12 protein-coding genes and 1 tRNA gene are annotated in these 12,634 nt (G+C 69.7%); 7 read left to right on the forward strand and 6 right to left on the reverse strand.

Annotation, left to right across the window (positions count from 1 at the left end; all coding sequences use genetic code 11):
* The first annotated feature begins 79 nt into the window (after positions 1-79).
* The gene (locus tag AC4BGC_RS06205) at positions 80-1,003 is read left to right on the forward strand and encodes an alpha/beta fold hydrolase (protein WP_490544953.1); all 924 of its coding nucleotides are present in this window, start codon (positions 80-82) and stop codon (positions 1,001-1,003) included.
* A 169-nt stretch (positions 1,004-1,172) separates the two neighbouring features.
* Positions 1,173-1,676, forward strand: a complete 504-nt coding sequence (locus AC4BGC_RS06210) for a DUF3145 domain-containing protein (RefSeq protein ID WP_490544951.1) — start codon at positions 1,173-1,175, stop codon at positions 1,674-1,676.
* 81 nt (positions 1,677-1,757) lie between these two features.
* Here AC4BGC_RS06210 and AC4BGC_RS06215 read toward each other — a convergent pair whose 3' ends face one another.
* The gene (locus AC4BGC_RS06215; RefSeq protein WP_490554834.1) at positions 1,758-2,033 is read right to left on the reverse strand and encodes an acyl carrier protein; all 276 of its coding nucleotides are present in this window, start codon (positions 2,031-2,033) and stop codon (positions 1,758-1,760) included.
* A gap of 117 nt (positions 2,034-2,150) precedes the next feature.
* On the opposite strand from AC4BGC_RS06215, the gene AC4BGC_RS06220 reads away from it, so the two are divergent.
* On the forward strand, positions 2,151-3,140 hold the full coding sequence (locus AC4BGC_RS06220) for an alpha/beta fold hydrolase (protein WP_490544947.1): 990 nt from the start codon (positions 2,151-2,153) through the stop codon (positions 3,138-3,140).
* A 37-nt stretch (positions 3,141-3,177) separates the two neighbouring features.
* Here AC4BGC_RS06220 and AC4BGC_RS06225 read toward each other — a convergent pair whose 3' ends face one another.
* From AC4BGC_RS06225 to AC4BGC_RS06240, 4 genes are all read right to left on the reverse strand, one after another.
* A complete protein-coding gene (locus AC4BGC_RS06225) occupies positions 3,178-3,399 on the reverse strand; it encodes a hypothetical protein (RefSeq protein WP_490544946.1) in 222 nt (73 codons plus the stop codon).
* Complete coding sequence (gene aceE, locus AC4BGC_RS06230; RefSeq protein ID WP_490555718.1) at positions 3,396-6,149, reverse strand: pyruvate dehydrogenase (acetyl-transferring), homodimeric type; 2,754 nt, start codon at positions 6,147-6,149, stop codon at positions 3,396-3,398. The genes AC4BGC_RS06225 and aceE overlap by 4 nt, the downstream gene beginning before the upstream one ends.
* Before the next feature lie 121 nt (positions 6,150-6,270).
* The gene (locus tag AC4BGC_RS06235) at positions 6,271-7,782 is read right to left on the reverse strand and encodes a flotillin family protein (protein ID WP_490544944.1); all 1,512 of its coding nucleotides are present in this window, start codon (positions 7,780-7,782) and stop codon (positions 6,271-6,273) included.
* Positions 7,783-7,845: 63 nt separating this feature from the next.
* Positions 7,846-8,364, reverse strand: a complete 519-nt coding sequence (locus AC4BGC_RS06240) for an NfeD C-terminal domain-containing protein (RefSeq protein ID WP_490554835.1) — start codon at positions 8,362-8,364, stop codon at positions 7,846-7,848.
* Positions 8,365-8,590: 226 nt separating this feature from the next.
* Between AC4BGC_RS06240 and AC4BGC_RS06245 the strand changes: the two genes are divergently transcribed.
* The 4 genes from AC4BGC_RS06245 to AC4BGC_RS06260 all read left to right on the forward strand — a co-directional run bounded on the left by AC4BGC_RS06245 (position 8,591) and on the right by AC4BGC_RS06260 (position 11,543).
* On the forward strand, positions 8,591-9,007 hold the full coding sequence (locus tag AC4BGC_RS06245; protein WP_490544940.1) for a DUF3052 domain-containing protein: 417 nt from the start codon (positions 8,591-8,593) through the stop codon (positions 9,005-9,007).
* 39 nt (positions 9,008-9,046) lie between these two features.
* The gene (locus AC4BGC_RS06250) at positions 9,047-10,744 is read left to right on the forward strand and encodes an AMP-binding protein (RefSeq protein WP_490544938.1); all 1,698 of its coding nucleotides are present in this window, start codon (positions 9,047-9,049) and stop codon (positions 10,742-10,744) included.
* A gap of 38 nt (positions 10,745-10,782) precedes the next feature.
* Entirely contained in the window at positions 10,783-11,244 is a 462-nt protein-coding gene (locus tag AC4BGC_RS06255) for a peroxiredoxin (RefSeq protein ID WP_490554836.1), read from the forward strand.
* Positions 11,245-11,468: 224 nt separating this feature from the next.
* A tRNA-Val gene (locus AC4BGC_RS06260) sits at positions 11,469-11,543 on the forward strand.
* Positions 11,544-11,563: 20 nt separating this feature from the next.
* On the opposite strand, the gene AC4BGC_RS06265 is transcribed toward AC4BGC_RS06260, so the two are convergent.
* Positions 11,564-12,502, reverse strand: a complete 939-nt coding sequence (locus AC4BGC_RS06265; protein WP_490554837.1) for a hypothetical protein — start codon at positions 12,500-12,502, stop codon at positions 11,564-11,566.
* Positions 12,503-12,634: the final 132 nt, after the last annotated feature.

The following is a 12,634-nucleotide window of genomic DNA, read 5'->3' on the forward strand; positions in this document are numbered from 1 at the left end:
CGGCGCTCGTGGGCGCGCACCTGTCGGCGGCGGGATCGAACCGCCTGACCGCAGGCCTCTCGCGTGCAAGAATCCGCGGATGAGCGAGGTGGACCGCCCCCGGCTCGAGGGGTCCGTGGCCGTACGCGATGGCCGCAGGCTGTCGTTCGCAGAGTTCGGGGTGCCGCGAGGCCGGGCGATCGTGTGGATGCACGGCACTCCCGGCGCCCGCCGCCAGGTCCCGATCGAGGCGCGCGAGTACGCCGAGGAGAACGGCATCCGGATCATCGGAGTCGACCGACCCGGCATCGGGTCCTCCACACCGCACCTCTACGAGAACATCCTCGACTGGACCGGCGACCTCGTCGAGCTCTGCGACGTGCTCGACATCGACAAGCTCCACGTGATCGGGCTCTCCGGCGGTGGTCCCTACGCGCTGGCCGCCGGGGCCGCCCTGCCCGACCGGGTGCACGGGGTCGGGGTCCTCGGCGGCGTCGCGCCGACCAAGGGGCCAGACGCCATCTCCGGAGGACTGGTCAGCCTGGCGCCGTACGCCGCCCCGGTGCTGTCCTTGACCAGGGTGCCGCTCGGGATCGCGCTCGCGCAGTTCATCCGGCTGGTCCGGCCGGTCGCGGGGGCCATCATCGACGGCTACGCCTCGGTGCAGCCGCGCGGGGACAAGGAGATGCTGGCGCGCCCGGAGTTCCGGGCGATGTTCCTCGACGACCTGCTCAACGGCTCGCGGTTCCAGGTCAGCGCGCCCCTGTCCGACATCATCCTGTTCACCCGGCACTGGGGCTTCGAGGGGGCCGACGTACAGGTCCCGGTGCACTGGTGGCACGGCGACTCCGACCACATCATCCCGCACGCCCACGGCGTGCACGTGGCCGCGCGACTGCCGCACGCCACGTTCACCACGGTCGACGGGGAGTCGCACCTCGGCGGGTTCGGCGTGGTCAGCAAGGTGCTCACTGAGCTGATGGAGCTGGGACCCCGCTCGACAACCCAGTCATCTGCGACATAAGCGACACGCCGGGGCGGTTTTGGTGGGATCTGCTGGTCTCCAGCCCTCCCATCGGTCACAATGGGCGCACAAGTTCACACGTTCAACACAGAGTCGCACGGACGCTGCTGCTTCAAGATCGAGACCGCTGGGGAAGGCGTATCTCGCGCCGGAGCAGAGGAGGTCAGTCGTGACTCGTTCAGCGACCCGTGGAGTTGTCTACATCCACTCGGCGCCGTCCGCGTTGTGCCCGCACGTCGAGTGGGCCATCGGTGGAGTGCTGGGCGTTGCCCCGCAGGTCGAGTGGACGCCGCAGCCTGCCCAGGTGGGCACCTACCGCACGGAGTACTCGTGGGTGGGTGACCAGGGCACGGGTGCCGCGATCACCTCGGCCCTGCGCGGCTGGAACCACCTGCGCTTCGAGGTGACCGAGGAGGCGACCTCGAGCACCGAGGGGGCGCGCTACTGCGCCACGCCGACCCTCGGCGTCTTCCATGCCGTCACCGGGCTGCACGGCGACATCATGATCCCCGAGGACCGGCTCAAGGCCGCCGTCGTCAAGGCGAGCCTGGGGGAGACCACCCTCGAGCTCGAGGTCGCCAAGCTGCTGGGCAAGCCCTGGGACGACGAGCTGGAGACCTTCCGGCACGCCGGCGACGGCGTCCCGGTCCGCTGGCTGCACCAGGTCGTCTGAGTCGGCGGGGGTTTCGACAGGCTCAACCACCAGCGCGCCGGCTCAACCACCGGCAGCCGGCTCCCCAACGCGGCCCGGCGGTCAGGTTCGCGTCGCGAGCCGGGTGTCGAGGTAGTCGACGAGGTCGCCCACGTGCACGAAGGCCTTGGCGTCCTCGTCGTCGATGCGCACGGCGAAGTGCTGCGCGCACCCCTCGAGGATCTCCACCATCGACAGCGAGTCGATCCGGAGGTCGTCGACGAAGCGCTGGTCGGGGCGCAATTCCAGCTCCGGGCGCTCGGTCACCAGCTGCACGATTCTGGCCAGCTGGGACAGCGTGGTCGCCGCGTCGGGGCTGGGTCCGGGGCGTCCTGGCATGGGTGAGACTCTAGTCAGTGAGGCGACATGCCCACGATGCGGCTACGGAGCATCCATCTGGAACAGGTTCTGGTTGACTCTGACTTCGTTGTCTCAGACCACAATCAGGAGCGCGGCATGGACCAGGTTCCCCAACCGGCTGTCGAGCTCCAGCGCCTGACCATCCACGGCCACGAGCGGGCGTTCGTGAAGATGGGCGAGGGCCCGGTGCTGCTGCTCCTGCACGGGCTCGGCTGCGACCACTCGACCTGGTCGCCCGTGATCCGCGACCTCGCCAAGAACTTCACGGTGATCGCCCCCGACCTGCTCGGCCACGGGGTCAGCGGCAAGCCCCGGGCCGACTACTCGGTGGGTGGCTACGCCAACGGGATGCGTGACCTGCTCACCGTGCTCAACATCGACAAGGTCACTGTGGTCGGGCACAGCTTCGGCGGCGGCATCGCGATGCAGTTCGGCTACCAGTTCCCCGAGCGCACCCAGCGGATGATCCTGGTCGCCCCCGGTGGCATGGGCCCCGAGGTCAGCCCGATGATCCGTGCGGTCACGCTGCCGGGCTTCCACCAGGTGATGGGTCTCGCGACCCTGCCCGGTGTCCGGCACGTCGGCAAGGCCGGCCTGCGGGCGCTCTCGCGGACCGGGGTCACGGCCGCGCGCGACCTGGCCGAGGTCGCCGAGATCTACGAGTCGTTCAAGGACCCGCACGCGCGGGCCGCGATCCGGCACGTGGTCCGGGCGGTCGTCGACCTGAAGGGCCAGATCGTCACGATGGTCGACCGCGCCTACCTCACCCAGGCGATGCCCATGCTCGTGGTCTGGGGGTCCGACGACATGGTGATCCCCGCCAAGCACGCCGAGAACGTCGCCGGCATCGCTCCCGGCGCCGTCGTCGAGGTCCTGCCCAACAGCGGGCACTTCCCGCACAAGGACCACCCGGAACGCTTCGTGAAGATCGTGCAGGACTTCGTCCGGGCCTACCCGCCGGCGACGTACCACCGCGGGCGCTGGCGCCAGCTGCTCCGCAACGGCCCGATGGAGCCGGTGAACCGCGCGGAGGCCGGCGACCGGCCGCTGGCCCCGGTGGCCCAGCTGCCCCGGCGCGGCGCCTGAGCTCTCTGGACCACCGGGGTCGCTGGCAGGCCAGCGCTCAGGGTGCGCCGATGCGGCGGTACTCCGCGCCCAGCGTGCGTGCCGTGGTCACGACGATCACCAGTCCCAGGACGACCAGGACCGCCCCCAGCCCCTTCAGCAGCGGGTCGAGGTCCTGGGTCGCCGGCCAGGAGAGCGCGAGGCAGAGCACGCCTCCGGCGATCGGGATGACTCCCCGCCTGCCGGCGTCGAGCCAGGCGCGCTGCTGGGCCTCGCTCACGCGTCCCCGCCCTCCTGCTTGACGTCGGCCACGGCGGTGGGGTCGTCCACGCGGTACTTGCGGAACGCCTCGCCCACGATCTCGGGCTTGACCTCACCGCGAGCGGCGAGCGCCTGCAGGGCAGCGACGGTCACGCTCTCCGCGTCGACCTGGAAGAAGCGTCGTGCTGCGGGCCGGGTGTCGGCGAAGCCGAACCCGTCGGTGCCCAGCGCGTGGAAGTCGGTGCCCACCCAGGGCGCGATCTGCTGGGGCACCGCGCGCATGTAGTCGCTGACGGCCACCACGGGACCGCTGGCGTCCGCCAGCTTGTTCGTGATGTAGGGGACCCTGGCCTCCTCGTCGGGGTGGTTGAACGACCACTTCTCCGCAGCGATGGCCTCGCGGGCCAGCTCGTTCCACGAGGTCACCGACCACAGCTCGGCGGCCACGCCCCAGTCCTCGGCCAGCAGCTGCTGGGCCTTCTGGATCCACGGGAACCCGACTCCCGAGGCGAGCAGCTGGACGCGAGGCGCGTCTCCGTTGCCGTCCACCTCGAGGGCGTCGGCGTAGTGGTAGATGCCCTTGAGCAGGCCCTCCGCGTCGATGTTCTCCGGCTCTGCGGGCATCGAGATCGGCTCGTTGTACACCGTGACGTAGAAGATGACGTCCTCACCCTGAGGGTGCTCCTCGGTGACGGTGTACATCCGGCGCAGGCCCTCCTGCATGATGTGCGCGACCTCGTGGGCGAACGCCGGGTCGTAGTGCACCACCGCGGGGTTGGTCGCGGCGAGCAGCGGTGAGTGGCCGTCCGCGTGCTGGAGCCCCTCGCCGGTCAGGGTCGTGCGGCCAGCGGTGGCGCCGATCAGGAAGCCGCGCGCGAGCTGGTCGGCCATCGCCCAGATGGAGTCGCCGGTGCGCTGGAACCCGAACATCGAGTAGAAGATGTAGAACGGGATCATCACCTCGCCGTGGGTGCTGTACGACGAGCCGGCGGCCGTGGCCGACGCCATCGCCCCTGCCTCGGAGATGCCCTCGTGGAGGAGCTGGCCCTTGGTGTCCTCACGCCACTTCAGCAGCAGCTTGCGGTCCACCGACTCGTAGCGCTGACCGCCGGGGTTGTAGACCTTGGCGCTGGGGAACATCGAGTCCATCCCGAACGTGCGGTACTCGTCGGGAGCGATCGGCACCAGGCGGTGGCCGATGTTCTTGTCCTTCATCCAGTCGCGGAGCAGTCGCACGACCGCCATCGTGGTGGCGATCTTGGCCTTGCCCGAGCCCTGCTTGAGCTCGGCGTAGAGCTCGTCGCCGGGGACCTTCAGCGGCTTGGCGCGGACCACGCGCTTGGGCAGCGAGCCGCCGAGCTGGCGGCGCCGCTCCATCATGTACTCCATCTCGGGCGAGTCCTTGCCCGGGTGGAAGAACGGGGCGCCGCCGGTCTCCTCGTAGGCGTCGTCGATGTCCTTGTCGCTCATCGGCAGGTAGAGCCGGTCGCGGAACTTCTTGAAGTCGGCGGTCTTGAGCTTCTTCATCTGGTGGGTGGCGTTCTTGCCCTCGAGGGACTCGATCGTCCAGCCCTTGATGGTGTGCGCCAGGATCACGGTCGGCTGGCCGACGTGCTTGGTGGCAGCGTCGAAGGCGGCGTACACCTTGCGGTAGTCGTGACCGCCGCGCGGCAGCTTCTCGATCTGCTTGTCGGTCATGTGCTCGACCATCTTGCGCAGCCGCGGGTCGGGACCGAAGAAGTGCTCGCGGTTGTAGGCACCGTCCTCGACCGAGTAGGTCTGGAACTGGCCGTCGGGGGTGGCGTTCATCTGGTTGACCAGGACGCCGTCGACGTCACGCGCCAGCAGCGCGTCCCACTCGCGACCCCAGATCACCTTGATCACGTTCCAGCCGGCGCCACGGAAGGTCGACTCCAGCTCCTGGATGATCTTGCCGTTGCCGCGTACCGGGCCGTCGAGCTGCTGCAGGTTGCAGTTGATCACCCAGGTGAGGTTGTCGAGCTCCTCGCGAGCCGCGACACCGATCGCGCCCAGCGACTCCGGCTCCGCCATCTCGCCGTCACCGAGGAAGGCCCACACGTGCTGCTTCGAGGTGTCCTTGATCTCGCGGTTCTGCAGGTAGCGGTTGAACCGGGCCTGGTAGATCGAGTTGATCGCCGTCAGGCCCATCGAGACCGTGGGGAACTCCCAGAACTCCGGCATCAGGCGGGGGTGGGGGTACGACGGGAGCCCCTTGCCCACGCCGTGCTGCACCTCCTGGCGGAAGCGGAGCAGCTGCTCCTCGGTGAGCCGACCCTCGAGGTAGGCCCGGGCGTAGATGCCGGGGGAGGCGTGGCCCTGGATGTAGACCTGGTCGCCACCACCGGCGGCGTCCTTGCCCTTGAAGAAGTGGTTGAAGCCGACCTCGTAGAGGCTCGCTGCGGACTGGTACGTCGCGATGTGCCCGCCCACCTCGAGGCCGGGACGGTTCGCGTCGGAGACCATCACCGCGGCGTTCCAGCGGATGAAGGCGCGGATCCGGCGCTCGACGTCCTCGTCACCGGGGAACCACGGCTCGCGCTCCGGGGGGATCGTGTTGATGTAGTCCGTGCTGCGCAGCGCCGGGACGCCCACCGACTGCTCGCGCGCACGCTCGAGCAGTCGCAGCATCAGGTAGCGCGCGCGGTCGCGACCGCGGTCGTCCACCATCGCGTCGAACGACGCGAGCCAGTCCTGGGTCTCGTCGGGATCGATGTCGGGAAGCTGGGTCGGCAGGCCCTCGTGGATCACCGAGGCGCGCCGAGCCTCGACTGGCTCTTGGGTGTTGTCGGAGTCGTTCACCGGTTCATCGTGTCACTTCTCGTAAGCAGAGAAAATCTACTGACGAGTACGGGCATCCGGCGCCCTCGTCTCAGGCGTCGGACGCGCCGGTGGGGACGATCCCGGCACCGTTCGTGGCACCGTCGACCGCACGCTTGATCAGTCCTTCGAGGTCGAGCCCGGTGGTGGTCTTCAGCATCGAGAGCGTCTGGACGACGTTGTCCGTGACCTGCTTGGGCATGGCGCCGGCCCCGTCGGTCGAGACGATCGTGAGCTGGTCGATGGCGGCGATGGGGGCGGCCACCTCGCGTGCGATCTGGGGCAGCACCTCGATCAGCATCTGGAGCACCGCGGCGTCGTTGTAGTGGGCGAACGCCTCGGCACGCTTGTCCATCGCCTCGGCCTCGGCCTGGCCCACGGCCAGGGTGGCGGCAGCGGTCGCCTCGCCCTCGGCGCGGGTCGCCTCCGCCTCCGCGACGCGACGGGACCGCTCTGCCTCGCCGCGCTTCTGGCCCTCGATCGCCTCGGCCTCGGCGAGTGCCGCACGCCTCGACTTCTCCGACTCACCACTGAGCCGGGTCTCCTCGGCCTTGGCCTGGGCGTTCGCGATCGAGGCGGCCTTGCGGGCCTCGGCCGCGAAGATCTCCGCGGTGCGGTTCGCCTCCGCCTCCTGCTCGACCTTGTACCGCGCGGCGTCGGCCGGCTTGCGGACCTCGGTCTCGAGCTGACGCTCGGTCAGGGCTGCCTGTCGCACCGCCACCTTCTCCTGCTCGAGGAGGATGGACTGGTCCCGGTCCGCCTGCGCCAACGGTCCCGCAGCGGCTGCGTTGGCCGAGGCCGCGTCGGTCTCGGCCTTGATCTCGGCCTGCTTGAGGGCGAGCGCCCGCTGGGCGACCGCGATCTCCTCCTCGGCCTTGATCCGCGCCTGCTCGGCTGCCTGGCGTGCGTTCGCCTCGGCGATCGAGGCGGCCTGGCCGATCCGTGCGGCCTCGGGACGGCCGAGGTCGGCGAGGTAGCTGCCGTCGTCGGTGACGTCCTGGATCTGGAAGGTGTCCAGGATCAGGCCCTGGCCGGTGAGGGAGTTCTCCGACTCGTCGGCCACCCGCTGCGCGAACGCGGCGCGGTCACGGATGATCTGCTCCACCGTCAGCCCGCCCACGATCGAGCGCAGGGCGCCGGCCAGCACCTCCTGGGTGAAGGCCTCCACGTCCTGCTGCTGGCTCAGGAAGCGCTGGGCCGCGAGCCGGATCTGGTCGGCGTTGCCCCCGACCTTGACGATCGCCACACCCTCGACGTTGAGCTTGATGCCCTGCCCCGAGACCGCGCCCCTGATCTGGACCGAGATCCGGCGGCTGGAGAGGTCGAGGGTGGCGAGCTTCTGCACGAAGGGGATCACGAACGTGCCGCCGCCGAGGATCACCTTCTGCCCCGACAGGTCGGTGGTCAGGGCGCCGGTCTCGGGGTTGAGCACCGCCTTCCCCTTGCGGCCGGTGACGATGTACGCCTGGTTCGGGCCGGCCACCTTGTAGCGGCTGGTGACCAGCAGCAGGAGCAGCACGAAGAGGGCGACGAAGCCGAGTACGGGGACGATCACCGGGCTCATGGGGGAGTCCTTTCAGGGTTACCGCGAGGTGGCACGCCCAGCCCAGGTGGCTGGGAGCCGGGGCTAGTGGGCGGGAGGGATCTCGAGGTCGTCCCAGAGCGGGGCGACGCTGACGGCGGTGGGGGAGAGGACCGCGGTGACGTGGATCCCCGTGCCGGCGGGCACCGGGCGCTCCGCACGGGCGTTGAGGCGTACGACGTGCCCCCCGAGCAGCACCCTGACGGTGCCGAACCCGCCCTCGGGAATGTCTGTGAGCACGGTGCCCTCGCGGCCCAGGGAGTCCTCCGCGACGGGCGTGGCGTCGCTGTTCCCGTCACGCAGCAACCGGGTGAGCCAGGCCGCGAACCAGCCGAACCCGGCTCCGGCGACGACGCCGACCGGAACGCTGACCAGCACCGGGACACCGGCGGCCTGGGCCGCCGCGCCCCCGAACCCGAAGGCGGCCACGAACCCACCGATCACCGCGCTCGAGAAGACGTCACCGGTCAGGGCGTCGAGGGCGCCGTCGAGCACGTCCCCGATCACCAGCGAGACCAGGAGGAGCGCCAGCCCGACGAGGCCGATGACCATGAAGGTCGTCAACGGAACCCCCCGCGCTCGCCCACCTGACCAGGTCCTGGCAGGAACCGGAGCGTATCGGCAAATCGGGCACGGCCGGGTGTGATTGGGGCTTCCTGCAGCACCTCGGATGCTGGACATGGAGCGTCCGGGCTTGCGCCTGACCCCTGGGTCTAGTGGACTACGGGCACCGGGACCCCGAATTCGTGTGGGTGATTCCGACCTAGAGATCAGTGAGTGGAGGCAACAGGTGAGCCCGAGCGCAGACCGCGCGGATGTCCAGCTGGGGGAACGGTTGGGGTTGAAGCCCGGCACGGTCGTGCAGGAGCTCGGCTGGGACGACGACGTCGACGACTCGATCCGTGCCGCGATCGAGGAGTCCATCGACTCCGACCTCGTCGACGGCAACCACGGTGACGTCGTGGACGTCGTACTCCTGTGGTGGCGCAACGACGACGGGGACCTCGTCGACGCGCTCGTCGACAGCCTGACCGACCTCGTCCGGGGTGGAGCGATCTGGCTGCTGACCCCCAAGGTGGGCAGGCCCGGAGCCGTGGACGCGGCCGATGTCGCCGAAGCCGCGCCAATTGCGGGACTTTCTACGACGACGACCGTTGCAGTGGGTAAGGAGTGGACCGGCACCCGTCTGGTCGCTCCCAAGAACTGAACCCACAGCTCAGGAGGTCCTCACCCGATGTTCCCGCAGATGCAGAGAACAGCGCTTCGTCACGCCCGGATGGTCAAGGTCATGGCGCAGTCGGGGGTGATCCGGCCCTACGGCCCTCGCAAGCTGGTGGGGATCGGCCGCACGGTGATGGACTGGGGCATCGGGTTCGCCGGTGGGATGAGGGCGCTGGCGGTCCGGTCACCCCAGGAGCTCGGCCTCATCGACGAGCTCGGTGAGCTGACCTGGGCCGAGGTCGACGAGCGCGCCACCCGGCTGGCGCACGGGCTCAAGGAGCTCGGCGTGGAGCAGGGAGACAGCGTGGCCGTGCTGTGCCGCAACCACCGGTACTTCGTCGACGCCTCGACCGCCCTGTCCAAGCTCGGGGCGGACATCCTCTACCTGAACACCGCCTTCTCCGCCCCGCAGCTGGGGGAGGTGTGCGAGCGCGAGAAGCCCGCGGCGATCGTCTACGACGAAGAGTTCACCGAGCTGGTGGACAAGTCCGGCATCGACATGCCCCGGGTGATCGCGTGGCACGACGGCGAGCCCGGCAAGGTGCCGCTGGTGGAGGACCTGATCGAGAAGGGCTCCACCGAGGCGCACCCCGTGCCCGACCACACGACGCGTCCGGTGATCCTCACCTCGGGCACGACCGGGACGCCCAAGGGCGCACCCCGTGGCGAGTCCGGCATCGACGGCGCGGTCGCGCTGCTGTCCAAGATCCCGTTCAAGACCGGCGGCCGGACCTACATCGCCGCCCCGCTGTTCCACACCTGGGGCTGGGCCCACCTGAACCTCGCGATGCTGCTCGGCTCCACGGTGGTGCTGCGCCGCAGGTTCGATCCCGCGGACTGTCTCGAGACCCTGCAGAAGCACGACTGCGACGCGATGATCGTGATCCCGGTGATGATGCAGCGGATCCTCAAGCTCAGCGAGGACGAGCGCTCCGGCGACTGGTCCCGGCTCCGCGTGGTGGCCGCCTCCGGGTCGGCGCTGCCCGGGGACCTCGCCACGAAGTGGATGGATGCGTTCGGCGAGAACCTCTACAACACCTACGGCTCGACCGAGGTGGCCTGGGCGACGATCGCCCAGCCCGACGACATGCGCGCCGCCCCCGGTACGGCGGGCAAGGTTCCCTACAACACCGTCGTGAAGATCTACGACGACGAGGGCAACGAGCAGACGCCGGGGGAGTCGGGCCGGATCTTCGTCGGCAACACCATGCTCTTCGGTGGCTACACCGGTGACGAGGACGAGGGCAAGGAGATGATCGACGGGCTCATGTCCAGCGGCGACATCGGGCGCATCGACGAGGAGGGCCGCCTGTTCGTCGACGGTCGCGACGACGAGATGATCGTCTCCGGCGGGGAGAACGTGTTCCCCAAGGAGGTCGAGGACTGCCTGTCGCGCCACGAGAGCGTCGAGGACGTCGCCGCCGTCGGGGTCGACGACGAGGAGTACGGCAAGCGCCTGCGTGCTTTCGTGGTGATCAGCGGCGACGTCGATCCCGACGACCTGCGCGAGACCCTGAAGTCCCACGTCAAGGAGAACCTCGCCGGCTACAAGGTGCCGCGTGAGTTCGTGTTCCTCGACGAGCTTCCCCGGAACTCCACCGGCAAGGTCCTGAAGAAGGACCTCAAGCACTACGACGAGGACGGCAACCCCGGCGACGACGGCGACTCCGGTGAGGACGAGGCTTCGGACGCAGCCGGGGGCGCAGAGGACTCGGGGGACTGACGTCGAGGTTGTGCCCGGTGGCTGGCACGATGGCCGGCATGACTCTGGCCATCGGCGCAGCGGCGCCTGACTTCACCCTCAGGGACCAGCACGGCCAGGCCGTCACGCTCACCACCCAGGCCCGCGGGAAGGCCGCCCTGCTCGTGTTCTACCCGTTCGCGTTCAGCGGGGTGTGCACCGGCGAGCTCACCGGCCTGCGCGACCGGCTCGGCGACTTCGAGACCGAGTGCTCGACGCTGATCGCGATCAGCTGCGACCCGATCTTCACCCAGCGTGCGGTGGCCGACCGCGACGGGATCTTCTTCCCGCTGCTCAGCGACTTCTGGCCGCACGGCGCCACGGCGAAGGCGTACGGCGTCTTCGACGAGCGCTCGGGGGGACCGACCAGGTCCTCCTACATCGTCGACCGGAACGGGCAGATCGCCTGGGCGGCGCACAACGCTAGCGGCCAGGCGCGCGATCTGGACGAACATGCCGCTGTCCTGGCCGCCCTGGTCTAGTTGTCTCGGCCATTTTCCGCGAAGCCCTTGGAAGCTGGCCCGTCTTGGGGCACTCTTTGCCTTGTCGCGCCGCTGGTGACCCGAGACGCCAGCGGCGCGACTTCTTTGTGTCCTGACGGGCTCGTCGCGAATCCGGATACACCGGGCGAGTTGGGCGCCACCGCCCACCTCCCGTAGTCTTTGGCCGCGTGGTCGGGGCCTGATCCATCGGGCCGGAGACCCTGGGGCGTATAGCTCAGCGGTAGAGCACCTCGCTTACAACGAGGTGGTCGCAGGTTCGATCCCTGCTGCGCCCACCACCCGTCCGCGACCTCCCGGCTCAGCCGAGGTCGTCGGTGCCGCGGAGCAGCCCTCTGAGCGCTGTGAACGCGAGCTTGGGGCTGCCGTCGAAGCGGAGCAGCCCGAACCCGTGCTCCACGTCGACGTCGCCAGGCCCCTGGTCGAAGAGCTCGTAGACGAAGACGCGGGGGGCGCCGGCCTCGAGGTGGGCGTTGACGAGGCTGGCCATGTGGCCGCCCGCGACCTCCTCGGTGACCGGGTGGTGCCACCTGACGTCGGAGTCGCGCAGGACGTTGGTGTAGCCGGTCTCGGTCACGACGACGCGCTTGCCTGCGACCGCCGCCGCGGCCGTCAGCGGGACCGTGAGCCACGCCCCCGGGGCGCCGTCGGGGTAGGCATGGGCGTTGCCGAACTCGCAGGGCACCGGGCCGAGCGTCTTCGCCTGGGCAGGGTCCGAGACCGAGGGTGCGAGCACCGGCATCTGCGGCATCGCGCGCTTCACGGCGGCGTACAGCTCCGTGTGGTGCGCGCGCACCTCGGCGGCCCAGTCGGGACGGCCGGTGTTGTCCCACTCGTTGACCCCCTCGACGGCGACCACGCAATCGCCGAGGGCGGCGACCCCCTCGACGAAGCCGTCGATGGGGTCGCTCATCCTGGCGGTCAGGGTGAACTTCACCTCGCACTCGTCCGCGACGGTTCTGATCTGTGCGTTCTGGGTCGGCCAGCCGACGTTGAACGAGTCCCGCACGTGTCCCGCGCCGAGGTCCCGCAGGGCTGCGATCACCTGCTCGAGGTCGTAGTACGGCGTCCCCTCCCAGCGGAGGTGCAGCTGTACGCCGATCTGGTCCCGGAGGGCGGCCGAGAGGGCTGGGTCGGACTTGCGTGAGTCGGCGGCCAGCGCCGCCGCCGCGGTGGCGGCCCCGGCGGTGAGCAGGGCACGGCGGGTCCACGGGGACTCGGGCTCGGGTGCCTGGCTCACAGGCACATTGTGGGCCGGGCACCCCAACCCGCCGGCATCTGTCCAGACGGCATTTGACTCCGGGCCCCGTCAACGAGCACAGTCCGTCAAACGGGCATCGCTTCGCGGCGAGGACTCGCAGGGGAGTCCTGC

This window comes from Nocardioides sp. Z38_18 (assembly GCF_058215695.1).